The organism is Leptolyngbya sp. CALU 1928 (assembly GCF_056784215.1).
Window position 1 is genome coordinate 2,513,117 of the sequence record NZ_JBXBCE010000001.1, and the last position, 26,819, is coordinate 2,539,935.

General features: G+C 49.6%; 19 protein-coding genes and 1 tRNA gene. 5 read left to right on the top strand and 15 right to left on the bottom strand.

Annotation, left to right across the window (positions count from 1 at the left end; translation table 11 throughout):
* Positions 1-307: 307 nt before the first annotated feature.
* The 3 genes from AC1S5B_RS11665 to AC1S5B_RS11675 all read right to left on the bottom strand — a co-directional run bounded on the left by AC1S5B_RS11665 (position 308) and on the right by AC1S5B_RS11675 (position 4,165).
* Positions 308-379 (bottom strand) — tRNA-Met (locus tag AC1S5B_RS11665).
* Positions 380-508: 129 nt separating this feature from the next.
* Positions 509-2,494, bottom strand: coding sequence for a peptidoglycan DD-metalloendopeptidase family protein (locus tag AC1S5B_RS11670; RefSeq protein WP_482035844.1), 1,986 nt, complete (start codon positions 2,492-2,494; stop codon positions 509-511).
* A 1,209-nt stretch (positions 2,495-3,703) separates the two neighbouring features.
* A complete protein-coding gene (locus tag AC1S5B_RS11675) occupies positions 3,704-4,165 on the bottom strand; it encodes a tRNA (cytidine(34)-2'-O)-methyltransferase (RefSeq protein ID WP_482035845.1) in 462 nt (153 codons plus the stop codon).
* A 457-nt stretch (positions 4,166-4,622) separates the two neighbouring features.
* Here AC1S5B_RS11675 and panB point away from each other — a divergent pair, with 457 nt between their 5' ends.
* On the top strand, positions 4,623-5,402 hold the full coding sequence (gene panB, locus AC1S5B_RS11680) for a 3-methyl-2-oxobutanoate hydroxymethyltransferase (protein ID WP_482035846.1): 780 nt from the start codon (positions 4,623-4,625) through the stop codon (positions 5,400-5,402).
* A 5-nt stretch (positions 5,403-5,407) separates the two neighbouring features.
* On the opposite strand, the gene AC1S5B_RS11685 is transcribed toward panB, so the two are convergent.
* The 6 genes from AC1S5B_RS11685 to AC1S5B_RS11710 all read right to left on the bottom strand — a co-directional run bounded on the left by AC1S5B_RS11685 (position 5,408) and on the right by AC1S5B_RS11710 (position 11,955).
* Positions 5,408-5,779 (bottom strand): hypothetical protein, encoded by a 372-nt coding sequence (locus tag AC1S5B_RS11685; RefSeq protein ID WP_482035847.1) that lies wholly within the window; start codon positions 5,777-5,779, stop codon positions 5,408-5,410.
* A gap of 75 nt (positions 5,780-5,854) precedes the next feature.
* Positions 5,855-7,264, bottom strand: a complete 1,410-nt coding sequence (locus AC1S5B_RS11690; RefSeq protein WP_482035848.1) for an amidohydrolase — start codon at positions 7,262-7,264, stop codon at positions 5,855-5,857.
* 316 nt (positions 7,265-7,580) lie between these two features.
* Positions 7,581-8,315 carry an amino acid ABC transporter ATP-binding protein gene (locus tag AC1S5B_RS11695; protein ID WP_482035849.1) on the bottom strand — a complete coding sequence of 245 codons (735 nt, stop codon included), beginning with the start codon at positions 8,313-8,315 and terminating at the stop codon, positions 7,581-7,583.
* Between the two features lie 75 nt (positions 8,316-8,390).
* On the bottom strand, positions 8,391-9,287 hold the full coding sequence (locus AC1S5B_RS11700; protein ID WP_482035850.1) for an amino acid ABC transporter permease: 897 nt from the start codon (positions 9,285-9,287) through the stop codon (positions 8,391-8,393).
* A gap of 54 nt (positions 9,288-9,341) precedes the next feature.
* Positions 9,342-10,211, bottom strand: coding sequence for a transporter substrate-binding domain-containing protein (locus AC1S5B_RS11705; protein WP_482035851.1), 870 nt, complete (start codon positions 10,209-10,211; stop codon positions 9,342-9,344).
* A gap of 160 nt (positions 10,212-10,371) precedes the next feature.
* The gene (locus tag AC1S5B_RS11710) at positions 10,372-11,955 is read right to left on the bottom strand and encodes an iron uptake porin (RefSeq protein WP_482035852.1); all 1,584 of its coding nucleotides are present in this window, start codon (positions 11,953-11,955) and stop codon (positions 10,372-10,374) included.
* Between the two features lie 271 nt (positions 11,956-12,226).
* Here AC1S5B_RS11710 and AC1S5B_RS11715 point away from each other — a divergent pair, with 271 nt between their 5' ends.
* Entirely contained in the window at positions 12,227-12,928 is a 702-nt protein-coding gene (locus AC1S5B_RS11715; protein WP_482035853.1) for a rhomboid family intramembrane serine protease, read from the top strand.
* 62 nt (positions 12,929-12,990) lie between these two features.
* Positions 12,991-13,626, top strand: a complete 636-nt coding sequence (locus AC1S5B_RS11720; RefSeq protein WP_482035854.1) for a DUF938 domain-containing protein — start codon at positions 12,991-12,993, stop codon at positions 13,624-13,626.
* Between the two features lie 16 nt (positions 13,627-13,642).
* Here the strand turns inward: AC1S5B_RS11720 and AC1S5B_RS11725 are convergent, their stop codons facing one another.
* From AC1S5B_RS11725 to AC1S5B_RS11735, 3 genes are all read right to left on the bottom strand, one after another.
* Positions 13,643-16,507 carry a two-partner secretion domain-containing protein gene (locus AC1S5B_RS11725; RefSeq protein ID WP_482035855.1) on the bottom strand — a complete coding sequence of 955 codons (2,865 nt, stop codon included), beginning with the start codon at positions 16,505-16,507 and terminating at the stop codon, positions 13,643-13,645.
* Between the two features lie 104 nt (positions 16,508-16,611).
* Positions 16,612-17,097, bottom strand: a complete 486-nt coding sequence (locus tag AC1S5B_RS11730; protein ID WP_482035856.1) for a 4a-hydroxytetrahydrobiopterin dehydratase — start codon at positions 17,095-17,097, stop codon at positions 16,612-16,614.
* 107 nt (positions 17,098-17,204) lie between these two features.
* Positions 17,205-17,555, bottom strand: coding sequence for an STAS domain-containing protein (locus AC1S5B_RS11735; RefSeq protein ID WP_482035857.1), 351 nt, complete (start codon positions 17,553-17,555; stop codon positions 17,205-17,207).
* A gap of 186 nt (positions 17,556-17,741) precedes the next feature.
* Here AC1S5B_RS11735 and AC1S5B_RS11740 point away from each other — a divergent pair, with 186 nt between their 5' ends.
* Positions 17,742-18,749: a quinone oxidoreductase family protein gene (locus tag AC1S5B_RS11740; protein WP_482035858.1), complete on the top strand. Its 1,008-nt coding sequence runs from the start codon at positions 17,742-17,744 to the stop codon at positions 18,747-18,749.
* Positions 18,750-18,838: 89 nt separating this feature from the next.
* Here the strand turns inward: AC1S5B_RS11740 and AC1S5B_RS11745 are convergent, their stop codons facing one another.
* Positions 18,839-19,123, bottom strand: coding sequence for a YiaA/YiaB family inner membrane protein (locus tag AC1S5B_RS11745; RefSeq protein ID WP_482035859.1), 285 nt, complete (start codon positions 19,121-19,123; stop codon positions 18,839-18,841).
* A gap of 35 nt (positions 19,124-19,158) precedes the next feature.
* Positions 19,159-20,130 carry a ferritin-like domain-containing protein gene (locus AC1S5B_RS11750; RefSeq protein ID WP_482035860.1) on the bottom strand — a complete coding sequence of 324 codons (972 nt, stop codon included), beginning with the start codon at positions 20,128-20,130 and terminating at the stop codon, positions 19,159-19,161.
* Positions 20,131-20,368: 238 nt separating this feature from the next.
* Between AC1S5B_RS11750 and AC1S5B_RS11755 the strand changes: the two genes are divergently transcribed.
* The gene (locus AC1S5B_RS11755; RefSeq protein ID WP_482035861.1) at positions 20,369-23,995 is read left to right on the top strand and encodes a WD40 repeat domain-containing protein; all 3,627 of its coding nucleotides are present in this window, start codon (positions 20,369-20,371) and stop codon (positions 23,993-23,995) included.
* Positions 23,996-24,282: 287 nt separating this feature from the next.
* Here the strand turns inward: AC1S5B_RS11755 and AC1S5B_RS11760 are convergent, their stop codons facing one another.
* Positions 24,283-26,796, bottom strand: coding sequence for an HAD-IC family P-type ATPase (locus AC1S5B_RS11760; RefSeq protein WP_482035862.1), 2,514 nt, complete (start codon positions 26,794-26,796; stop codon positions 24,283-24,285).
* Positions 26,797-26,819: the final 23 nt, after the last annotated feature.

Consider the following 26,819-nt stretch of genomic DNA (forward strand, 5'->3'; position numbering starts at 1 on the left):
AAAAGTAATACAGCTATTTCTTCAGTACAAGCTTTGAAGAGATAGCTGTATTTGATTTTGTTTACTGCTTTGGCTATCTCAGTGAAGTGAATGTTGCATTGGGAAAAACCATCGTGCGACTGTTATTGATTGCTGACCTAACATAGAAATCTTATGGCAAACTGTGAGATCGCTGCGGTACTGCTTACAGAGAACGATGTTCTTCAGGTACAATAGGCGGCTTACAATCGGTTTATCTCAATTCTGCCTTGCCCAAAATCAAAGATATATATCAACAGCGCTATGGTTATAAAGACGAGTATTTGAATGGCTCAGGCGGGGTTTGAACCTGCGACCTTGGGCTTATGAGTCCCCTGCTCTACCACTGAGCTACTGAGCCTTAAATTAGACACTTTACTAAAGTAGTATAACTGAAATCAATACCAAAATAATGATTGAATCCAGCCAGTAATTTTAAGAGTAAAAGGGAGAAGAATCTCCCTTTTACTCTGCTGCTAGCTCAATCAAACTAGCCGCGAGGCAAATACGCCATAGGATTGACAGCACCTTTTCCTGAGGGGTGTATCTCAAAGTGAAGGTGAGGACCGGTACTGTAGCCAGTACTTCCCATTTCTGAAATCTGCTGTCCTTGGGTAACTTGCTGACCCGTTTGAACTAAGACCCGGTTGTTATGGGCATACAGCGTTAAACTGCCATCTGGATGTTGGACTTCTACAAGATAGCCATAGCCACCTGAATTCCAGCCAGCAGTGACAACTACACCATCTGCGGCTGCCAAAATGGGTGTCCCAACAGGACCTGCAATATCAATGCCTCTGTGCATCCGTCCCCAACGCCAGCCAAAGCCAGACGTTAAAACTCCTTTTGTGGGCCAAACAAAACCATCTAAGCGTTCACTGGCTCCAGGCAAATAGGACTCGCTAGTTCCCAAGGAAGGCAATTCAGGGGATACCGCTTTACCGATCTGAGACTGCAATAGTGGATCGTAGCTTTCAGAGCCAAGCGGTGCAACCGCCATGATTTGCGTCCGACTTTGAACTGGCATCGTTTGCTGAGGTAACGAGTTGGTTTGAGTAGAGGAATCCACCTTGATTCGACTACGCATTTCTCTCAACTGAGTTCTTAAAGTAGCAGTTCTATCAGAGCGAAACTCTGGATTAACTCGATCGCTCAAGCCAGAAGTATAGTTGCTCCTTGATGCACTTGCAGCAACTACAACTTTGGATTCTATGAGTGCAGGTGTTTGGGGGCGAAGTGTTTGGGTTTGGTAGCGTTGTCGGAGTTGATCGATCTCCTGCCTGAGATTTTCAACATGGTTGTAACGCACTAACTTAGACTCAGGTTCGCTTGTTGGCTCAAGCTGACTCTTGCCAGAAAAAGACGTTGCAGCAACTGACGCTCTGGCGGAAGACGCTGGCACGAAAGTTGCAGCCGAGCTTGGTAGGGCAGTAGTAGATGAAGCACTTGCCATAGTTGATGCAACTGGAACCGACGCAATCGAACCCTGATATTCCGAGCGCTCAACAGAACTCTGAGAAGGGGGAATAATTAGCGTCTGATTGACAAAAATATAGTTTGGGTTGGCAATTCGATTTGCCTCCGCTAGCTGCTTCACAGAGATATTATGAATGCGAGCGATCGCGGCAAGCGTATCTCCAGAAGCAATCTGATAGGAAGAAGCTTTACTATCTTGAACAGCAGGCGTTGGAAGCTGAGTGTTCACAGGAGAGCGAAACGCCACTGACTGCCGACTATCTGACGATCCTAATTGGCTTGGTGTGGGTACTTGCTCAGAGCTACCAGCAACACGAGTAATGGGCAGCGTGGATACTGTTTGAACCTGCGGCTCTACCTTGGAGTCTGGTTGTGCTGATTGAGGAATAGCTTGATATTTCTTAGAACTGAGTGCAGACAAACCACTCTGCAAACTCTTGGTTTTTTGCTTAAGGTTTTCAAGCGCCTTATGCTGCTTATCTTCTAAGTCCTTACTGTTTGCCAAATCAGCTTGAGATTCAGGTGTTGGAGCCTGAACAGAGATAGGACCGTAGTAACTGGGCGAAGTAGCTGAATCTGAAGTACCAGATACTTGCGCCAGCCGACCATCGGTTGGAACAATCAGAACCTGACCCACCCGAAGAACTGCATCGACAGAGAGACCGTTTGCCAGTGCAACTAACTTGGCATTGGTTTCGTAGAACTTAGCAACATCCCAAAGAGTCTGACCTTCCTGAACCGTATGAGTGGCTTTGCGATCGCCTCTGGAGATGGATGATTCAGTCGTCTCAGAACCGGGTGGAAGCGCAGCCGCTTCTAAAGAATCTGAAGATGCCGAAGTTACAGGTTCATTTTGAAGAGGCTCTGCTGCAACAGCGCTATCTCCTTGGCGAGAAATTGGCAGACCATAAGCCCCCATTGAAATTGCCAGACCAATCATTGCTGCCGAAGTCCGAACTCGGCGATTAGTTTCTGGGATAGCCTGCTTTGCTTGAGCCATTGTTTCTTCGTGCTCGTTCATACAGGAAGGACCAGGCTTAACCTTCTGCGGAAATGTTCGTCTCAAAAAACGACCTCCTAAACTTCCAGCGCTTAACTGTCTTTGAGCCATTAATCCACCCTGTGCTAACAACTTAAATCACACCTAAGAGCGATCCAGATCACACATGGCAAATACACTTAGGCAAGATTACCCTGCTTTTTGAATTTAGACAAGTTCATCCTCACATTAAAAATTTAAAGTAAAGATTAAACCCACACGGGCAGGGAACTTTGGAACGCTAACAACACCAGAAAAAGATTTAAGCTGACGCGTTTAAAGCAATCCATACATTCGAGATCCACAGAAATCTGTAGAAACCTCATACCCAATCAACCCAACAATCAAAAAAGCAGGCGCAAAAAAACAAGAATGTACCTTGTGGAAACGACTCAAATATCCAAATAACCAACACTCCTCACCAATCCACAGCAAAGTTGATCGTGCTCTAGATCGCTTTGCCTCTTAAGACACTGAACTGTACCATAGACGCAAGCAACACATTTTATTGCGTCCAAATCCTAAATTTGAGCATAGGCAATCAAAAAGCTTGCTGCCTTTACCTTTTAGGAATTGGAAAGGACATTGAAGCACCAATTGCTCACTTCGGCGAAAGTATTAAGGAACTATAGAAATTTCTTATTGTTTCGTAGTAAATCCGTAGCATGAAAGACTGATCTTGAAATTCTCCAATCGCCTTTTTATTTAAGCTAGCTCAGAAATTTTTCAAGATACTTGCAACCTGGGCGTTTAGGGTTTGGGCAAATTCATCTGAATCAGCTCTCTAGCCATAATTCTGGGGAAATGAAGTGACCAGAGCCTCTCAGATCGAGGGAGTTTAGTGGCAAGTGCGCTAGTTCTAGTGTTTAAGCCTCCAAATCAAATCTTAATTTCTAGACTTTACGTCACGCCCTTATGCAAGGCAGTCTTCAACTAATTGTCGTTGTTGCAACCATGCTTTCTATGAGAAGAAGGGATTTCGTATGGTTACGGAGCTTAAGACCAGTTGCACATGGCGCTCTATTCATACATAGATGCACATATATAGATGGAGTGCTGAATAGATATAAATTGTTTGAGTTGTTCTCAGCGATATAAAGTTAATGCCGTAACAGCGATATTCTGCCGTACAGATCACGATGAATGATGAACTGCAATAATAGTGTGCCACTATTGCATCAATCCCAACTGCCGCCGTGCTTCAAACAAGCCAATAGCAACGCTTACAGAGAGATTTAGGCTACGGACTTGGGGCTGAGCCATGGGAATATAAACAGCTTCTGTGCAAGTTTGCAGTAGGTCTCTGGGTAGCCCCGCAGTTTCACTACCAAAGAGTAACCAGTCAGATGGTAGAAATTCAAACTCAATATAACTGCATCGTCCTGAGGTGCTAAAACCAATCCATCGACTATTTGGCTGCCGAGAAAACTTTTCAAAGTCTTCAATTGAGGAATGGTAGGTCAAGTTTACGTAGGGCCAATAGTCTAAGCCTGCGCGTTTAAGGTAGCGATCGCTAATTTCAAAGCCCAGCGGTCCAACCAAATGTAGCTCTGTGTCTGTTGCTGCGCAGGTTCTAGCGATATTGCCAGTATTGGGTGGAATTTGGGGATGAACTAAAACAACCTGAACCATTGGCTAAATTACCTTTTTTAATACACTATCGGCTAGCGCTTAACTTTTTCTTATCTTATATAGACTTTGATAGCTTTTCTTAATACTTGCTTGAGACGCTGAATAAATTGAAAATTTTGCAATCAATGTTCATCTGATGACTTATACCTTTTTCAGATTAAATTAATTTGACTCGGCTTCAGTCCTCGAAGAGTTTCGATTTTGGATTTAAAGTGCTAAAGGTGGGGTAATTCAAAAGCATTCAACTAAGTCATTTTTTCGCTAAATCAAAAGTGTCTGTATTTTACTTATCGATTTCATAGGTTTTTTATCTATATATATGTAGCAAAATCTGAAGGGTTTAACTGTGAAAGGACAGGGATGAAAATAGCTGGAAGCAGAGATTTCGACGAGATGATTAATCAGCGATCGCTGAAAGCAGGGTAGGGTTAGAAAATATAGGGCTTGAGATGGGTTAATGCCAGTAACAACGCAGCAAATTGGACAGTGGAAACAGCAAGGACGGGCAATCGTGGCGCTGACCGCATGGGATTTTGCCTTAGCAACGGTCTTGGATGAAGCTGGAGTCGATCTGATTTTGATTGGCGACTCCTTGGCAATGGTGGCTTTGGGATACAACACGACTCTGCCGATCACCCTAGATGAGATGGTGCATCATGCGAAAGCAGTGCGGCGTGGGGTACAGAGAGCTTTACTGGTGTGCGATCTGCCTTTTATGACCTATCAAGAAAGTGTGCAGCAGGCATTACACTCTGCGGGTCGGCTGTTAAAAGAGACTGGAGTGCAAGCGGTGAAGCTGGAAGGCGGAAACCCGATCGCGATTGAAACAGTGGCGCGACTGGTGCAAGTCGGTATTCCCGTGATGGGGCATGTGGGGCTGACTCCGCAATCGGTGCATCGACTGGGCTATCGACAGCAAGGAACCTCACAATCCGCAGGAGAAGAAATTTTGGCAGAGGCGATCGCCCTAGAACAGGCGGGAGCTTTTGCGATTGTCTTAGAACATATTCCCAGTGAGCTTGCCCAACAAATTACCCAAAAGCTTGCTATTCCCACCATTGGGATTGGCGCGGGGCACCATTGCGATGGACAGGTGTTAGTCACTGCTGATTTGTTGGGACTCTCAACTCGTCAGCCCCCGTTTGCAAAAGCCTATGTCAATTTACGAGAAACGATTACGGGCGCAGTTCAAGCGTTTGCCCAAGAAGTCAGCGATCGCGCCTTTCCAGAAGAATAATCGCTCTATAGTTTCTCTGCTAGCGGCTTGCAAAAGTTGCTAGCACCCACTTTAATCACATAAATTGCGACGGGCGTTGCCAGCTTAATCGGCAAATCAGTATTTGTGGTTAAGGCTGCCAAAACATCGCCACTGAGTCCATCTTCAAAAGGTTCTTTCAGCTCGGGTTGGCAAATGATATGCCGCCACCGTTTGGCGAGTCCATCAATCCAGCGATCGGAGGTATCGGGTTGCTGACCGCATTGAATAGCAAGGGCAATCGCGGCATCGTCTAAATCGCCTTCACAATCTTCCAAAACATCCAATGCAATTAACGCGTCAGGATACTCTGAGAGATCGGTCCGAAAGTAATTGATTTCCTCAAGCGTCACAATCATAGATATACAGGCAATGGGATAAGTCAGACCATATATTAGCGTATGTCTTTTTAGCGCGTAGAGTAATTTCCCAGCCTACTCCAAAATAGGTAGCTGCATCACTGCGCGATAGTGGGATTCTACCTGTTGCACGGTGGGAGATTTGCGGTTGACTGACCATTGACTGCGGTCAAATAATTGCGATCGCAACTCATCCAAGTTGATCTGCGTCGGTTTCCCGGCTGCAATCACGCGATCGCCCTTTACCCAAACGCTGTCTACGACCTGAGTCGGGCGACCCAACACCAGCAGCCCAATCGGATCAGTGCGAGGCAACAATGACAAATTCATCAGGTCATACAGTACCAGGTCTGCCTGTTGACCGACTTCTAGGGATCCGATTTCACTTGCCATACCTAGCCCAGTCGCGCCTCCTAAGGATGCGATCTCTACGGCTTGGCGTGGTGTAATCCAGTGGGTGTAGTTTAAATCGGTGACGTTGTGCAAAATCGTGCCAATTTTAATCGCCTCTAACACATCTTGCGAATCATTGCTGGCAGCACCATCACAGCCAAAAGCAACATTAATACCCGCTTGACGATATTTTAAGATTGGCGCAATCCCACTGCCTAACCGCAAATTGCTTAAGGGATTGTGAACAACGGTAGAACGAGTGGCTCCCAGAATATCAATGTCGTGTTCATCCAGCCAAACACAGTGGGCGAGAGAGGTTTGAGGACTGAGAAAGTCCAGTTGTTTCAAATGTTCAACGGCACTACAGCCATATTTTTCGTGCGCCAAGAGTTTCTGCGCTTTGGTTTCGAGCAGATGGGCGTGCCGACAAAGATTGTGGCGATCGCTCAACTCCACACAGCCCTCAAACAGCGCATCGGAACACAACTGAGCGCCTGTGGGTGCAGCCATAATCGAAATCCCTTCGGTCGGACGATGAAATTGGGCGATCGCCTCCTGCAAAAACTCTAACGTTGCCGCTGTCGATCTCAAATAGTTTGAGTGCTTTGGTTTTGTGCCACCACAGGGAATCCCCGATTCCAACACTTCATCCTGAATTAGCGGACCGACAAAAGCGCGAATGCCTACTTCTCTATAGGCTCGAACTGCCGCTGCCACCGTTTCCAACTCTTGACCCGGAATCAGCACCAGGTGATCCACAACGGTCGTTCCCCCGGTGAGCAAGGTTTCAACAGCAGTTCCCAGAGCGCTCAGGTAAATTTGTTCTGGATCAAGCGGCGTAAAGTCATATAGTTCCGCCAGCCAAAGCTCCAGAGGGTAAGGCGGAATTATGCCGCGCTGCCACATTTCGGAAGAGTGCGTGTGAGCATTGACGAAACCGGGAAGCAACAGCTTATTACGACCGTCGATCGCGGTTCCTACCACAGCTAAGTTGGGGGCGATCGCAGCAATTTGCCCATCCACAATCTGGACGGTCACCTCTTCATAGCCCTGATCCACCGGAATTAAAACCTGCTCAATAGTAAAACTCACCCGCAGTAGCCTTATACAATTTTTTCCTTTCTATTGTTGCAGGTCAGGTTTTTTCCAGAAAGCCCCAGGTGGATGAATTCAAAAGTTTTGAGTTCGGAGTTCAGAGTTTTGAGTTCGGAGTTCGGAGTTCGGAGTTCGGAGTTCGGAGTTCGGAGTTTTGAGTTTTGAGTTCGGAGTTTTGAGTTCGGAGTTCGGAGTTCGGAGTTGGGAGTTCGGAGTTCGGAGTTGGGAGTTCTAAGTTTTGATCCCCTCTTCCCTTTTCCCTCTTCTCTGACACCCGATACCTGACACCCGACACCTTTATTTCATCTACGTTCTACAGCATCTTTTCTAGAAATTGCTTAGCGCGATCGCATTGGGGATTGCTAAAAAACGTATCGGGTTCGGCATCTTCTGCCAAGCAGCCTTCGTTCAAAAACCAAATGCGATCGGCGACTTCGTGAGCAAACCCCATTTCGTGGGTGACGATCGCCATCGTCATTCCGGTTTTCGCCAAGCCTTTCATTACTTCTAATACTTCTTGCACCATTTCAGGATCAAGCGCCGAGGTCGGTTCATCAAACAAAATCACGTCGGGTTGCATTGCCAGGGCACGGGCGATCGCCACTCGCTGCTTTTGTCCACCCGATAGTTTAGACGGATACACGTCTGCCTTTTCCTCTAGCCCCACTTTCTCCAACAGATCCATGCCCAGTTTTCTAGCTGCATCAGAGGATAGTTTAGAGATTTTGGTCGGGGCATAGGTGACGTTTTTTAGCACCGTCATGTGGGGAAACAGATGAAAATGCTGAAACACCATGCCCAAATGTTGCCGCACCTTGGAAATATTAGTCTTGGGTGCGGTGATATCTTCGCCCTTAAAGTAAATATGCCCCTTCGTGGGCGTTTCCAGCAGGTTCATACAGCGAAGCAGCGTTGATTTACCACAGCCAGAAGGACCAATCACCGCCACCACTTCACCCTTGCGAATTTCGGTGGAAATGCCTTTAAGGACTTCCAGGTTGCCAAACGACTTGTACAGCCCCTCTGTTTTAACAATGGTTTCACTCATGATTTAATTCCTGATCTAAATGGTTAAGAGGATGTCTATGGCGACTATGGCGCAGCTTTCGCTCGGATTACTGCGTTACTCGCTACGTCTTAAGCGCGTCTCTAGCACACTGGCAGAGTAGGTTAGCCCCATCACCAAAATGTAGTAGATCAAGCCAGCAAACAGCAGCGGCTCGAAGTAAATGTATTTGTTGGCACCCACAATTTGCGCGGCTCGCAGAATTTCAACGACTCCGATTGTGGAAACTAGCGAGGAATCTTTCAGCAAACTAATCGTTTCATTCACCAGCGCAGGCAGAATATTTTTCAACGCTTGGGGCATAATCACATCCCACATCATCATCCAGTAAGGAACGCCTAAGGATAGCGATGCTTCTGCCTGCCCTTTATCTACCGCCTGAATGCCTGCGCGGATGGTTTCAGACATGTAAGCCCCAGAGTTAAGGGTGAACGTTAGCACCCCTGCCTGATAGGGCGAGATGTTGTAGCCCGTTAACTGGGGCGTGGCGAAGTAAACCAACGACAACTGCAAGAGTAGTGGGGTTCCTCGAAAAATGGTGGTGTAGGCAAATGAAAACCACTGGAGCAGTTTTATCCCCGAAATTTTGCAAAGGGAGAGTACAGATCCCCAAATTAAGCCTAGGAAAACAGACGAAAGGGTGAAAGCGAGGGTGACCGGAATACCTGCCAGAATAAAGGGAATATCGGGGGCAATCCGGCTGAAATCGAGATCAAATCCCCGGCTAGAGGCGGGCGCATCGGCGGGTGACGGCGCAGGGACTTGGGCGATCGCCCCCTGACTCCCATCGCTAAATAAAGGCGCGATCGCTGCGATAGACGGCTCTTGAGCATCTTGAGCGATAGAAGGTAGCGGTTGTGCGACGAAACTCCCTGCCAGGACAATCACCAGGAACGTTTGCAGCGCGACGATCGCCCAGCGCGATCGAACAGGCATTGAAGCAGTCAATCTCAAGACACGAGTCCTCACGGTAGGTTAGCTGAAGCACGATATAAAACACTTTCACGATTAGGGTGACTTGGTTGGTACGGGAGACATTGCGCCAGAAGGGGCTACAGCGGGCGATGCGGCGGGTGCGGATGGGGCACTTTTCGCGAACCACTTAGCCGAGAGAGTTTTGATTTCGCCACTGGCGATCATTTTTTCCAGCACTTTGTTGAAATCTGTGACCAAAGGCGACCCTTGGGGAAAGGCGATCGCAGAACCAGAAGGACCTTCCGGCGGAATCACGGTAAATGCCAAATCAGGGCTGGAATCAGTAAAGCCTTTAGCAACCGTATCTTCGACGATCGCGGCATCAATCCGCTTAGATTTAATCTCTTGAATCAGATCGGGCACCTTGTTAAGCTGCTTCACCTTCATCCCCGGCACCTTGGCGGCAATTTTCTTCGCGTCGCCTTCTTGAATAGAGCCTAACTGCACACCCACAGTTTTGCCTTCCAGATCCTTAGTCGTCGTCAGGTTGCTGGCTTTAGGCGCGATGATGGTGTTCTTCGCCTCGAAATAGATGATGGAAAAATCAACGTTCTTTTTGCGTTCGGGCGTAGGGGTCATGCCTGCCATGACAAAATCAGCCCGTTTTGCTTGCAGAGCGGGTATCAAGCCGTTGAAGTCCGACTCGTTAATCTTTAGTTCAAACCCCAGTTCATCGGCAACTTTGTTGGCAATATCGATATCAAAGCCGACAATTTTACGATCTCCACTGGCGGTGTCGTAGAACTGGTAAGGCGGGTAGTCGGGCGATGTCACCATGATCAGCACCTTTTTGCCGCTGCTGGAGGTCGTGTTTTGCCCTGGTTGGGGTGGTTCGCAGCTTGTCAAGGCACTGACGGCAACGGTTGTTGTAAATAGAAGGGTTAGCAGCGATCGGCGTTTCATTAAACTTAATGTCCTTATCAATGGGGCGTTGGGTTAAATAGACTATCAATACAGTAGGCAAATTTCACGCGATCGCCTCAGATTGCAGATCCACTGGCACAATTCTTAGCGGACTTACTTTAGGTAGATTTGAGACCAGGGGCGATCGCGCCTTAAAACATTAGAACGCAAAGGTGGTGCGGATCACCCCCACCACCGCATCAGGATTGCGGCTATTGTGGTCAGGAGCCGTCAGCCAAATGACACCGGGCGTAATCGAGATATTATCCGTCAATTGGTAGCGATAGAACGCTTCAAGGTGATAGCCCACATCCCGATCTTCCCGCTGTCCATTAGGCAATCCGATCGCGCTGGCAAATACCCCATTGCTGGTGCCCGTTAGCCGGGGCTGCATCCCAAACACAATCCCCCCCAAGTTGCCTTTTTTACCCAAATCGGGAAAGGCAAAATTGACCGCAAAGTTCCAGATACTGGCATCACCCTTAGTGCCACTGCCGAGTGCCCGTGCTTGGGTCAGACCGACCCACCCACCCAGTTCAAACCAGTCTGTGATGCGGTAGGTTGTCTCAATACTATAGCCATTGCCCACCACAGGACCCGCTCCGATCACTTTTGCCGCATTGCTGCCAGCCAGGGTATCGACCCCAAACTCTGGCGAGTAGGAGTTGATATAGAAAAAGCCCAGTTTGAAGGTGCCGGAGTAGAAAATCAGATGGGCAAAGGCGCTGTAACCCGCATTAAACAAGCCAAACTGAGGGTTGTTGGGGCTTCCTTCACCCTGGTAGCCAAAGTCAAGCTGGAAGTTGGGGCTAATGGCATAGTTAATGGCAGCCCCCGCTTGGTTGCCGATTGGAAACCAAACTGGATTGATCTGGGCGAAGTTGGACGTTGATCCGGTTGCCTGGTCATTGAAGGGCGTAATCGGATCAGTCACAATCGACGGATCGATCGAATTTGCATCGAGAAACACAGTCAATTTTTCGCCCACCGGAAACCGATATTGAAGCCGATTCAGGGTCACTTCGCTGTTAGAGTCGGTGCTGGTGGCAAGGAAGCGAGTTTCATCTGACAGGTTGCCGCTGATATCAAACTTGCGTAGGTTGGTGGATTGCAACCGAGTTCGCAGGCGATCTTTGCCGGTAAAGCTGGTGTCAAAATCGAGGCGCAGACGATAAGCAAAGTTGGTGTTGTTGCTTCGACCCGCATCTTCGCCAAACGCATCTGCCACATAGGTGAGGAGTTCGGTATGAACCTTGGTCGTCGTCGAGAACTGCTGTTTTTCCAGAGTCGCCGTCCGAATATCGAGGGCATCCACACGCCCCCGCAGAGCAGCGAGTTCAGCCGCAAACTCCTCTTGCAATTTTTGCAAGACCAGCAGATCTTCTTTTTTGACAAAATCAGCGGTGGCAGCGGCGATCAATTCTTGAATCTTATCTAGGCAAGCGTTTAGTCCTGCTGCAAATTCATAGCGAGTCAGAGCACGGTTGCCGCGAAAGGTTTTGTCGGGATAGCCGACAATGCAGCCATAGCGCTCAACTAGCGATTGTAGTGCCTGGAATGCCCAATCCGTAGGGCGAACATCCGTTAGCTGAGAAACAGAGGTCACCTGTTCTATGTCTGCACTGGATTCCTCCTCCTGCACTGGGTCGCGGCTCTCTGCGATCGCGAGCATTGCAACTAGCAACTCACTACCCAAAAGCGCCACGGTTGCGCCCAGGATACTCAAAAAAAGTTTGGTTATCATCACATCTCACTCACACCACAGGTAAAAATTTACTTGCAAAAAGCACTCACTCTAAATGGAATGGCGATCGCAGTTCCTATGATTAAAGAGCTTGGAACCCTGGAGATCTGTTGATTTGATCACTTTTGTTTCTTAACTCTCTTCAAAATATGGCTATTGAGGATCAAAAGTTGCTCTGCCGCGATCGCTTTTCTGCCTTTAGATGGATTTTCTTAAAGCTGGCGAACATTGCCCTGTATGCTAATAAAAATTCTTTTGACTAATTGGTTAGATGTTTCCCATTAGCGACGATAATCCCGGCAAAACGACCCCCTACGTCACCTATGCCCTCATCGCATTAAACGTACTGGTGTTTCTGTACGAACTCACGTTGTCTCAACCTCAGCTAGAACGCTTTTTTTATCAGGCAGCGGTGATTCCGGCTCAGCTTACCGCCAGTTTTGAGGGCGCTCCTGGGGCACGGGCAGAGCTTCCTGAACTGACGACCCTGATTAGCTCGCAGTTTCTTCACGGCGGCTGGCTACACCTGTTTGGCAACATGCTATTTCTCTGGATTTTTGGCAATAACGTGGAAGATGAACTAGGGCATACTCGTTTTCTGGTGTTTTACTTGACCTGCGGCGTGTTGGCAAGCTTGACCCAATGGTTTTTTGCGCCGATGTCGCCATTGCCATCGTTGGGAGCTAGTGGCGCGATCGCGGGAGTTATGGGCGCTTACATTGTCCGCTTTCCCCTCGTGCAAATCCTTACCATCGTGTCCGTCTTCCCGCTGCGAGTGCCTGCTTTTGTTTTTTTGGGCGTTTGGTTTTTGCAACAGGCACTCTATAGCTTTGCCAGTTTAGAAGTTCGCACCAACATCGGTATGGAAAGCGGCGGGATTGCTTACTGGGCGCACGCTGGCGGTTTTGTGTTTGGGGCATTGATAGCACTATTATTTGGGATGCGCCGTGATTCAAGCGTCATTGCTGAATAAAGCGCTAATTACAGAAATGATCCAGTAGGGCACAATGGAAAAGCTTTTTAATTCCTGACTTCATGCCTGCTCCTCTAGATGCCCGACAACATTCTCCAGCAACACTGCGTAATCAAGAGCCAATTTTGGCAGTGTTGCAAGCGGTTTTACCACCTACGGGTACAGTGCTAGAAATTTCCAGCGGCACGGGAGAGCATGCGGTGTTTTTTGCCCCACGGCTGCAACCGCTTTACTGGCTACCGTCTGACCCAAACCCGATCGCCCGTGCCAGCATTGCTGCATGGCAAGAAGAACTGCCGTCAGACAACCTGCATCCACCCATCTTTTTAGATGTGCGCGATCGCGTTTGGACAGTGGAGCAGGATGAAATAAAAAGGGCTGAGCCGATTCGGGCGATCGTCAACATCAACATGATTCATATTTCGCCCTGGGCGGCGTGTTTAGGATTGATGGCGGGTGCAGAGCGAATTTTGCCCCCAGGCGGCGTTTTATATTTGTATGGTCCCTTCAAGCAGAACGGTGATCACATTGCCCCTAGCAATGCTCAATTTGATCAGAGTCTACGACTGCAAAATCCTGAATGGGGCGTGCGGGATTTGGAAGAGGTGATTGCCGTGGCTGAGGCGCAAAGCCTGACGCTACTAAAAACTATTCCTATGCCTGCAAATAATTTGTCTGTGGTCTTTCAACGGCTTTGAGAGTGTGGAGTTGAGATCAGCGATCGCGTTCCTTTACCAAATCACAGGAAGGTAAATGCCAGGAGCTATCAGGCGCTGCGATTGATCGACTTGCCACCAACTGAACGCTACCATCTTTGTCCATCATCAGACTATCCGCCTCAATCAAGAGTGGTGGGGTGAAAGAGTGTTGCGGTGAGGACGTTTCGAGGCTTGAAGGCTGAGGACTATCCGTGCTCGCTTCGACCCAAGTTGCAGTGCCTTCCCCACTCTGCAATGGGTCGAATGGATTCTCTGGCAAACCACCCCGCCCCGTCACCGTGAACGAACTCCGCCGAAACGCACTCCCCGCCGCGCATTTTTGATCAATCCGGTTAGAGGGATCGACTAAGCCCCCTGGCAATTGCTGCAACCCGCGACTCGGATCAATGCCGAGCGTGTTAATCGCCACAACTCCGCTCACGCCAAAAGTAGAACTGGCAGTAATATCGCTAAACTCTGTTAGCCTTGGACGAAACTGCAATCCATAAATTCCCTGGGTAGTAATGTTAACCCGACCCCCGCTACCCGTAAACGCATTCGCCGTAATATCACTGTTCTCGCCCTTCACCCCCACAATAAATCCGCTCGGTGCATTGATGGTGATGTTGCCGCCATTGCCACCAAATTGTTCACTTCCTGCTGTGGTCGAAATTTGGCTGCCCCGCCTCATCAGCAGAAGATCGCGGACATTAAGAGTAATGTTGCCCCCATCACCTGTAGCAGATTGGGCGTTGATTTGAGCTTGGTTATCAAGACGAAGAATGGGGGTATTGATTTCAATATTGCCAGAGGCACCATTACCTGTAGAACGGACATAGATACCACTGTTTTGAGTAACTGGAGCAACTGTTCTACCAAATTGAGCAAAACGAATAGCAAACGTTGGATCACGGTCTGACAAAGTGATTTGCTCGGTTGCATTGATATTGATGATCCCTGCGCGTCCGTTACCTTCAGTTGTGCTGAGCAATTGTCCACCACGTTGAAGTTCAACTGCGCGAACGTTAAGTAGAATATTTCCCCCGGCTCCGTCAGAGCGGGTTTGGGCATTGAGAACAGCACCATCAGAAACAACTAGATGATTTGCATTGATCGTGATGTTGCCACCTTCAAAATCAGAAAATGTATTGGTAAACACACCACTGGAATATCCACTTCTGCTGTCCGTTCCGGTAATCTTAATCGAGTCACTTACTGCGATTTGAATTTTACCTGCATTGCCTTTTCCAAAAGTTGCAGCGGCAAACTGTCCACCATTTGTGAATACGAGTGAGTTTGCTTGAACATCAATTGCGCCACCATTACCTTCTCCACTGCTCTCTACATTGGTAAAGATACCGCTTCTAAAGCTATTGCTTCCACCATCTACGGCAATTGATTGGGCACGAACCGAAGCATTTCCACCATTTCCTTTCCCGAAAGTTGCAGCGGCAAACTGTCCACCATTTGTGAATATGAGTGAGTTGGTTTGGACATCAATTGTGCCACCATTACCTTCTCCACCATTCTCTACATTGGTGAAGATACCGCTTCTAAAGCTATTACTTTCACCATCTGCGGTAATTGATTGGGCACGAATCGAAATACTTGCGCCATTGCCTTTTCCAAAAGCTGCGGCGGCAAACTGTCCACCATTCGTGAATGTGAGTGAGTTGGCTTGAACATCAATCGCGCCACCATTACCTTCTCCACTGCTCTCTACATTGGTAAAGATGCCACTCCTGAAGTTGTTACTTCCACCATCTGCGGCAATTGATTGGGCACGAACCGCAACATCTCCGCCGTTGCCTTTCCCAAAAGTGGCAGCGCCAAACTGTCCACCATTCGTGAATACGAGTGAGTTGGCTTGAACATCAATCGCGCCACCATTGCCTATTGAATTGCGTCCGACATTGTTAAGAACCAAGCTATTCTGGTCAAGAAGAATTTCACCAACTGCATTGAGAGTTATATTGCCTGATTGACTGGTTAAACTGCCTGTTCCCTGGGCAATTCCTGAGTTTAGAAGACTCTGATTTAACAGTTGGATATTCTGACCATTCACAGCAATTGTGCCACCTTGACCTGCTTCAACCCGTACTTGAGACCTATTAGTCAGACGTACATTTGCCCTGATCACATCTGTTGGAACGCTGAGGCTCAACCTATTCCCATTCACATTTAGTCCAATGCTGCCTCCTGCACCGATTCCACTTAACTCCACCCGTCGCCCCGGCGCAAGAACGATTGAGTCATCCAGCGTGACATCGCCACCTACGAGAGCAAAGTCACTGAATCTGTCCGTATTGCCTGCCGAGAGAAACGTCCCCTGCATCTGGATATTTCCCGGTGTCTGTCCAAGCTGCAAGCCAATCGGCACACTCACCGTCAACAATGGGGCTACAGTCTGATCACGGGTGTTAAACACTGTTCCATCTTGAAACAGCATCCGCTCTGCTGTGCTTGCCAGGAAAGATCCACCCACAAAGATCAGAGCATTAGGACCAAACACGATCCCATTCGGGTTAAGCAAGAAGAAATTAGCGGGGTTGCTGGTGGCAATCGTGCCGTTGATATTGGAGATAAAAGGTTTCCCTACACCTGTAACTCGCACAATCACATTTTGAATGGCGGGATTGGTGATGAATGGAGCAAATTCCCCATTCGGCAAGGAAAACTGTAGAAAGCTATGGAACAGGTTGCTGCCGCGCAATGAGCCGTTGATGATTACGCAAGTGCCACCTGCCCCACCGCAAGCACCGATCGCTTGAGTCCCCAAAGTTGCATCGGGCACAATTTGCGCTTGCACGGGGAGGGAAAAGAGGATAGCGAAAACAGCAGCGCTGGCATGGGCGAAGCGGTGCGACAGGCTCAGCGGCATGATCAATAACCAGAGTGGTAGAGTTGCGGTTATTCTACCAGCGATCGCTAGGAGCCACTGTATTGTTTCTGTGAAAAGAAAGAGTCTTCTTCACATCCAGTTTTTTACGTTGCCAACTCATTCGCTTTCTTGGCAAGATCCACATCTTTTTGAGTGATGCCGCCAGCATCGTGAGTAGTCAGGTCAATGGTGACGCGATTGTAGACATTCAACCATTCGGGATGATGTCCCATGGATTCGGCAACCAGCGCCAGACTCGACATGAATCCAAAGGCTTCCACAAACGACGGAAACTGATATTGACGGTGCAGTTTACCATTTTCAATGTTCCAACCCTCTAGCTGACCTAATGCCGCATCGAGTTGATTGGAGGAAAGAACAGCACTCATGGCAGGGATATCCTGAGCTAGTTTGTTAGAAGTAGACACGGGTGCTGCGATCGCAGACGTTTCATTAACAAAGCCCACCGCACTCATTGGAATTGCAGAAAACGCAAACTGACCCAGCGCCGCAATTCCAACAAATAAAAGTAAAGCAAGCTGCTTCAGACAATGGCGCAATAGAGTCCGACAAAAAACTCGGTAATCCATGGAAAGACAGTCAAGAAATGATCTAGATGAGAACTAAAGCGATCGCCAGATGAGTGAGAAATTCAATCTCCTTGGCAGCGTTTAGCGATCAGTCATTCCTGCTGCAACTACTTGGATTTGAGATTTTCGATCGCCGTTTCCACAGAACCTTGAAGCGATAAAAATTGCTCCAATCGAACAAGCTTCACGGTCTGCGTGACACGAGGATTGGTGACGAGTTGTAGGGTGCCGCCAGCAGTTTGAACCTTTTTTGTTAGCTGGACTAACGCACCCAACCCAGAACTATCAATAAAATCAATTTTGGATAGATCTAAAATGAAGTGCTTGGGTCCTTCTTCCACACATTGAGTAAAAACAGAACGGAATTTTGGCTCAGAGAAAGCATCCAAAAGACCTGTAAGGCGAAATAGTTGATAATCGTCCTTGACATCGCGTGTGCCTCGCAAGCTTACAGTCAAGGTTAGTGGCTCAGCAATAAAACCCTCCTAGTGGTTATAGCCCTTAATAGAACGCCTCAGTATATACTGTCGTAGCCAGATTTGCTACCGCAGATTATGCTGAAGTTCACGACATTTTAGCACTCCATATTATCCAGCAAAGTAGAGATTTTTTTCAAAGTACAAATTTTTGAAGAATCAAACACCATGAAAGCAGTACTGCTGGAAAAAACAGGCGGAGTCAATGTTTTAGAGGTGAGTCATCTTGTTGATCCCATGCTTGGAGAAGGTGATGTGCAGGTTGATATTCGCTATGCCGGAGTCAACTATGCCGATATTCTGTCTCGCCAAGGGTTATATAACTGGTCAAATCCACTGCCTTACGTTTTGGGGCTAGAAAGCAGCGGGGTTGTGGCGGCGGTTGGGGCACAGGTGAAGAAATTACGAGTGGGCGATCGCGTGGTGGTGGCTGCTAAAGGTGGCAACTATGCCGAAAAAATTGTGCAGCCCGCGGATTCGCTCCTGCCTGCTCCCGATGCCCTGGATTTTCCAGAACTCGCTTGTTTATGTGGCAATTGGTTCACCGCTTGGGTGGCGCTGTTTGAATTAGCCAGAGTTCGCTCTGGGGAAGTTGCCCTGATTCATTCTGGCGCAGGCGGCGTGGGCACAGCGGCAATTCAGCTTGCGGTGGCTGGGGGGATGCAAGTCTACGCCACCACCAGCACCCCCGCCAAAATGGACTATGTGCGATCGCTAGGAGCCATGCCGCTCAGCTATGCCGATTTTGATCGCGCGATCGCCCAAGCTGGCAAAGCCGACTTCATCTTAGAAAGCGTCGGTGGAGAGGTTTATCGTCGCAGCCTCGCCAGTTTAGCGCCTTTGGGCAAGCTGGTTACGATTGGAGCCTCTAGCATTCGCGTCGATCGCTGGAACCCTGTTTCGTGGTATCGCGCCTGGAAAGCACTGCCCCATATTCGCCTGGTTGATCTAAAGTCTCAAGGCTTCATGACCCTGCATGTTGGCTTTTTGCTGGAAGATCACCGGGAGGCGATCGCCCCCATTTGGCAGCGCATGACTGACTACATGACCGAAAACCAATTAAAGCCAGTCGTGCATCCTGAGTGCATTTTTCCCATGTCTCAAGTTAGAGAAGCCCACCTGTTGATCGAGCAACGTAAAAACATTGGGAAAGTCTTGCTCGATCCATCGCGGTAGTGGCGCTAGTCAATCTCCACAGGATGACTCATTCGCTGGCTGGCTTAATAGCGCTGGCTTAATAGCGATCGACAAGATCATCATCATCCTTACTTTTTGAAAGGGTCATATTCTGCCAAAAGCTTTTCTAGCTTTGCCTCATCGACCCGCGAGAGTAACTGCTTCGACTCATGGACATCCCGGATGGTTTTTGAGAGACTAATCGTAGACCCTACGGAAAAGAGTAAACCCATACCGAGGTAGCCTTTTATCCAGCCATCTCCCGGCATATACGAAATGCCCAGGGTGGTTGCCGTAATCGAGAGGGTGAATGATGCCCATGCCTGAAAGATCCAGGCGGGACTGTGAGCTTGAGACGCATTAAGCTTTGCCATGGGAGTGTTTTAAATAAAGGGTTAGAGTGAATGATTTAGGCGGAAAGTTGGGAGAAAGTATCGAATGGAGAAGCTCCCAGCAGGGATTCTAGGAGGATGGGGCTAAGCTGTTGATCCCAACTATGCAGGCGCACCATGACGCGCATCAGGGTAAAGGTGAGTTCAACCCCATGGGCGAGTTGCTCTATGCCCAACAGATCGTCGCTGTGGGTTCGTTCGTCTTGGTGATGCTTGAGTAACTTGAACAAGTTGTGCGTTGAGCCTTTTGCTTTGAGGTAAAACGGCTCGGCAAATGCCCAGCGGCTAAAGCCCCAGAATTTTGCCAGGTGGTTCACTTCGTCTTGTAGGGGTTGGGCGATCGCCTGCTGCAAGTCGCCCGTAGAATGCGCCATCAGCCAGAGATAGACAGCGGCGGCACTCCATTCCGTCGTAATTCGGCTGAGAACGTGATGATATACCGCATTCCACGGATCGCCGTTGGGCTGATAACCCGCAACGGAGTTTGGCTTGGGCTGAAGTTTTTCGCCCGTCAACTGCTGATAGATCTTGCGAAAGGTGGGGGCATGTTGCCGCTCTTCTTTTTCCCATACGCCCATGGTTTTGATGGAGCTATCGGCACCACAGTCGCCGCCCATAAAGAATGCCATCTGGGGATGTACCGCTTCTAGATAATCCCAACTTTCTTGAGAGTACTCGCGAATCGGGGCTTCAATTTCTGTGGCACCCGCGACGATCATGGCAAACAGGGCTGGATCAACGCCAATCACCTGATCCGCGCTAATCCCTTTCCAGTGGATCGGTTCCCACGGGCGAGTATGCGGCATCGTGAACTGAGTGGGGAGATCAGACAAGCGATCGCTGAGAATAGCGATCGAGAGGTAGCGATCAATCAGCCGATTCACCCGCGCTCTTATTTGCAAGTAGCTAGGATTTGTGGGGCAGTAACCCGCGAGATCAGAGGTGGCGGAGACAACCTTAGCGTAACGAGCAGGCAATAAGACAGTCATGATGAAGTTCCTGTTAATCAAGGGGGGATTGAACCTTGGAGCCGCTGGGGTGGCGTTCCATACTTCTCAGAATGCCTGAATCTTCTGACGCTGTTGGCTTATACTCTGGCTAAAAAGTTGGCGTAGTTTTTGACTAGGAACTTTCACGCATTGCACTCTAAAAACTGACCCGCCAGAGTCAAGTTTGATCAAAACTGGATGCATCCTGATTAAAGTAGAGATATCTAAATGGAAGGCTATGGAAGGAGCGCTTAAAGCGTCGGCACAAGGGTTAGACCTGATTGACCAGGCACGCAAACGCAAAGGGTGGAATCGCCAATCTGTGAGTTGGAGCGATGCTGCACTGACTAGCGTGGCGTGTTTGAAACAGTTTTGGCGTGGCGAACGGATTCAACCCGATACCTTCATTCGCATTTGTGCTGCTGTGGGAATCAGTGATTGGCAAGCGATCGCAGATTCTCCGATCGCCTCCGACTTATCTTCCACCTCTCTTCCTTGCCTTGACTGGGGCGAAGCTCCCGAAATTTCCTTCTTTTGCGGACGAGCGGATGAACTGGCAACCCTAGAACAGTGGATTGAGGGCGATCGCTGCAAACTGGTCGCCATCCTGGGTATGGGCGGCATCGGCAAAACCACTCTAACCGCCATGCTCATCGAACGAGCGATCGCGAATGGTGGGCATTCTAGTCAACCCGATATCTCTTCCTCTAGCCCCTTCCATAGTCTAATTTGGCGATCGCTGCGGAATGCGCCAACCCTAGAAATGCTGCTGGCTGACTTGATTCCGTTCATCTCCCAACAACCCCACAGTGTCCTACCCGAAACGCTTGATCAGCAGGTGTCTTTGCTGCTGCGCTATCTGCGCGATCGCCGCTGTTTAATCATCCTCGACAATGCCGAATCGATTCTCACGTCGTCTTCCCTGCCCGCTCCTACTTCCCCGCCTGCCTCTACAAACCTTGGCACCTACCGTTCTGGTTACGAGGCATATGGTGAACTGCTGCGTCGCATTGGAGAAGAACGCCATCAAAGTTGTTTGTTGTTGACCAGTCGAGAGCCGCCGCGAGAAGTGGTGCTGTTGACGGGTGAAAAAGTGCGGAGTTTGCATCTATCTGGGCTATCGAATCCAGATGGGCAAGCTGTTTTAGCCAGAATCGGATTAGACTCTGCATCGGGCATGGAATCAGCGGCGATCGTCGAGCATTACGGCGGCAACCCACTAGCGTTAAAAATCGTGGCGGCGGGCATTCGTGGCTTGATGGAAAGTGATGTAAGTCGCTTTTTAGACTTGATGCATCAGGGAAGTTTTTGCTTTTCCGATATTCAAGATTTGCTAGAACGCCATTTCAATCGTCTGTCTCACCTGGAGCAAGAAGTGCTGTATTGGCTGGCGATCGCCCGTGAACCCATTTCCCTCACCACCTTACATACCGATCTGCTCTCGCCCGAATCTCGCATTCAGCTTCCCCAAACCCTGATCTCTCTCAAGCAGCGCAGCCTGATCGAATCTGCAAAGCTCCCTCTCTCGCTTAACGACACGGGCTATACGCTCCAGCCGGTTGTGATGGAACACACTAACAGTCGCCTGATTGCAGAACTCTGTGGCGAGGTGATCAATCAACATCTCGATTTGTTTCGCAATCATGCCCTGCTCAAAGCGCAAGCAAAAGATTACATTCGAGCAGCCCAAACTCGTTTCTTGCTCGATCCATTGGTGCAGCGGCTTCAAGCACTGTGTAGCACCGTTGATTTGCCCACTCAGCTTGCCCAACTGCTGCCTCTTTTTCAGGGCAAACCACCCCTGCAAACGGGCTACCTTGGCGGTAATGTGCTGAACCTGTTGCGCCATCTTCGAGCAGATTTAAGCGGCTATGATTTTTCTCGGTTGACCATTTGGCAAGCAGATTTGCGGGGAGCAACGCTGAACCAGGTCAATTTTAGCCATGCAGACCTGACCGCTTCTACGTTTACTGAAACCTTTGGCAGTGTGATTGCCTTGGCGTTCAGCGCTGATGGGCAAACTCTGGTGACCAGTGACGATCGCGGCTGGGTCTACCTTTGGCGTGTGGCGGATAGCACTCAACTACTGTCATTTCAGGCACACAGCGAATGGATTTTTGGGTTGGCATTTAGTCCCGATGGCAAAATGCTGGTCACGGGTAGCCTCGATCGCACGCTCAAACGATGGGATAGCCAAACCGGGCACTGTTTACAGACTATTCAAGTGCATATCGGCGGTATTTCAGCCGTCGCGTTTTCCACCGATGGCACCCGTTGGGCAAGCAGCAGCAGCGACCAGACGATTAACCTATTCTCGGAGTCGGGAGAACATCTGCAAACCCTCACCGGGCACCGCGATATTGTGCGAACCATTGCTTTTGCGACCGAAGGCGATCGCCGGGTGTTGGCAAGCGGCAGTTTTGACCAGACGATTCGCATTTGGGATGTGGAAACTGGAACTTGCCTCAAAATCTTGCCCAATGACTGCGCGGTTCTGTCGTTAATCTGGCTACCAAAAATGAGTGGGCTAGAGGGCGATCGAGCTGACTCTTTTCGGCTAGCAGCCGGGGGCAACGATGGCGTGATCAAACTGTGGGATTGGCAAGCGGCTACCTGGTTCAGCTTAGAGGGGCACACAGACGGCATCTGGAGTCTGGCAGTGAGTCCTGATGGGCACACCCTCACCAGCGGCAGCGGCGATCGCACCCTCAAATGTTGGGATGTGCAAACCGGGCACCTGCTGCGTACCCTGCGCGGTCATGACAATCGCATCTGGTCGGTTGCCATCAGCCCCAATGGACATCAAATTGCCAGCGGCAGTGAAGATAAAACGCTGAAGTTATGGGATAGCCAGACTGGGCACTGTCTGCGTACTCTGCATGGATATCACAACACCACGTTTCCGATCGCAATTTTCCCCAATTCAACCCGTCCGCCGACGTTGCTCACCTTCAGCGAAGATCATCAGGTGCGCTTTTGGGATGTGCAAACCGGGCATTGTCAAAAGATCTTGCATCTGCCGCCCCAGGATATTTTTCATGCCGCCCTCAGCCCCGATGCTCAAATTCTTGCCAGCAGTGGGTTAGACCACACAATTCGCTTATACGACCTGCACCAGGGTACCCGTTTACATCGGCTGCAAGGGCACACCGCCTGGATTCGATTTGTGGCGTTTCACCCCACCCAACCTTGGATTGCTAGTGCCAGCGGCGATCGCACTTTGCGCCTGTGGCATACTCACACGGGAGCGTGTTTGCAAGTTCTAGAAGGACACCAAAACCCGGTACAGTCCCTTGCGTTTAGCCCCAATGGTCGCCTCCTTGCCAGTGCCAGTTGGGATACCACCCTGCGCCTTTGGGATCTGGCGACAGGCAAGTGTTTACAGGTATTGGCAGGACATGCCAGTCGTCTGGGATTCTGTGCCTTTAGCCCCGATGGAACGTTGTTAGTCAGCGGTGGGCAAGACCAAACAATTCGCCTGTGGCAGGTGGAAACGGGGGATTGCCTGCAAGTCTGGGACGCGCACCGGGGCAGTATTGCGGCGATCTCCTTTCATCCTCAAGGGCATCGTTTCGCCAGTGCTAGCCTAGACAGCACCGTTAAACTGTGGGACATCAACGGCACCTGTTTACAGACTTGGACTGAGCAAATTGACTATAACAACGCGCTTTTGTTTAGCCCCGATGGCAGTTTGCTGAGCGTGGGAAGTCGCAATGGCACCTGCACCATTTTTGATCTGGAAACCGGCGATCGCCACCTAACCCTGCATATTCCTCGTCCCTACGAAGGCATGATGATTACCGAGACAATGGGCTTAACCGATGCCCAACGCCTAACTCTCAAAACACTGGGCGCGATCAATTAAATCGTTTTGTAATCGCTGGCATAGCTCTAAACAGTTATTCAGGACACATAGCAGAAGAAAAAATCAGATAACACCAATGATTGGTTACCGCTCAGTACCAATGTCTTACCAATATCTTTAGCAGATGCCTGTCTGGTGAGGATGGCAGAGCAATACGACAGTAGCTTGGTGTTCGCGCTCGATAGCGATGTTCAAATTTATCGCAAGCATTGAAATCAGATCATTCCAGTGCTAGTGCTATCCGTATGACCTTGATGCAGTCTGTTCTTAGAATTGCCTACTACCCATTAACCTAAATCAATGCCAAGGAAGCGATCGAGGAAGCGACTGCGCCAGATTGCCCGTAAAATCAGGCACCACTCAAACGCCACAAACGCTAGAAACAGGTAGCTCCATGGGCTAAGTGGTTCTAGCTCAAAGAAATGGCGAAAAGGTGGAACTGCCAAAATCAGGAAGTAGATGCAGAGCAACACGATCGCAACGATGGTATAGCGCCAATCGCCGCTCAAGGGTTCACCGCCGACCCAAAACTCGGTCGGTGGCTTGAGAAACGGAAGTAACAACAGTTCGCCCATGATCAAAATGGTGACCAAGGCACTGCGCGGCGTGGCGTAATCGACCTGCGCTAAGTCAAGATTGGGCTGTAAATCGAGAATGGCAACGACTAGATAGAACAGGTAGACCAATAGCGCGACTAAAGTCAGAGTCAGCGTGGCGGGTATGACGAAATGGAGAATTCCTCGCACCATGCTGCGGCGGGGAATCGCTCCGGCTTTTGCCCATACAGGAATAAACATGGAGGGGAAGCCAACCCCAATCAGTGCCACGATCGCACTTTGTTTGTTTTGCAATGGAAAGCTATCGGCGACGATCGCCGTGGCAAACACCAACAGCGTCACGCAAAAGGTTCTCACCAAAAACAGCTTCATCACATCTTGAATGCCATTGCGAATCCGCTGTCCCTCCAAAAAGGTGCGGGGCAACGCAGCAAAAGAATCTTTCAGCAAGACGATATCGGCAACGCTGCGGGTGGCTTTGCTGCCACTTTCCATGGCGATCGCCAAATTCGCCTGTTTCAGCGCCAGCACATCATTCACCCCATCACCAATCATGGCAACGTATTTTCCTCGGCGGCGCAATCCCCGAACCAAGTCTGCTTTTTGGTCTGGCGTGATCCGCCCAAACACGGTGCTTGTCAGTGCCGTTTGGATAAACTGCTCGGTGTCCATCAGCGCCAACTCTTGCCCTGAAACCACCTCAATGTCTTCTCCTAACCCGGCTTGCCTCGCTAAAGCCGCAACGGTGGTGGGGTTATCTCCCGAAATAATTTTGACCTCAATTCCAGCCTCGGCAAATCCATCCAAGGTGTGCTTGGCTTCCGGTCGCAGTTGATCGCTAAATCGCAAAATTCCGAGCGGCGTTAGATTCTGAGGGAGTTCTGGAGTCGAGTTTTCTTGGGGGATTAAGGCTTGTGGGCTGTAGGCAAACAGAACTACCCGCAATCCCTGTTCTATCCCTGCTTCGAGGTAGTCAAGACTATCAGGGTTTAAGCGATCTAGAGAGATGAGAAACTCTGGAGCACCGAGAATGTAGGTGCCGGGTGACAGGTGTCGGGCTTCGACGTGAGCGCTCAGCCGAACGGTGTCAGGTGTGGAGGGTGAACTATCGAAGGTGAGCGCACTCCATTTGCGGGCAGAGGAGAAGGGCACTTCCGCGATCGCGTCCATGACAATGCCGGGACAAGTGTTGGCGATCGCGTCATTGGTCTTGTTTCCTGCGGTGGTGCTGGCGGCGTAGATTCCTAAGAGCGATCGCAATTCCTCCTCGCCAATGCCCACTGGATAAATCTCTTGCAGTTCAATTTGGTTCGTGGTCAGGGTGCCCGTTTTATCCAGGCATAAAATATCGACATTGCTCAGCGATTCCACCGCGTTTGCCTGTTGGATCAACACATTCTCCCCAATCATCCGCACGGCACCCAGCCCGTATGCCAGAGTGATTGCCAGCAAAAGCCCCGCCGGAACCAGCCCTGCAATCACGGCAGATCGCTGCACCACGTCATTCAGCGAATAGGCGCGGCTTAAAAAACTAATGCCTACCAAAATCCACAGGAAACAGGCAATCAGCAAAAATACCCGAATCACAACATTGATTTCATGCTGTACCGGAGTCAGGACTTGGCGAAACGCCCGTGCCCCGGTCATCAGCTTGTGCGCCACCGTATCAGTGCCGACTTTTTCGGCTTGATAACAAGCGGTGCCGCTGACGCAAAAACTGCCCGAATAAACCGGAACTCCAACCATTTTGGGAATCGAATCAGACTCGCCTGTCAGCAGCGATTCATCCACCTCAATTCGCCCATCGCCGATGATGGCACCATCCACCACAATTTGGTCGCCGGGACGCAGCACCAGCACATCGCCCAGCACAATCTCACTCGGATCAACGTTTTGCTCTTTTCCTTCCCGGATGACGATCGCTTTTGGACGGTACAGCAGGGCGATTTCATCCAACTTGCGTTTTGCCCAAATTTCTTGCCCAATATTGACCAGTACGCCGCCAAAAATCACAACTACCACCAAAATGCCATCACCCACTCGCCCTAGCAAAAACATCACCAAGCTAATGGTAAAAAATGCCGCATTGATAAAGGTGAATAGGTTCTCGTTAAAAATTTGGCGATAGGGGCGGCTGCTGCTGCGAGGAATGTTGTTGCCCTTGCCATCCGCACGTCGAGCAATGACTTCGCGATCGCTCAACCCTTGCAATTCACCCGTCTGCTCAGTTTCCGTATCACTCATGAGTCAATTTGCTTAGCCACATT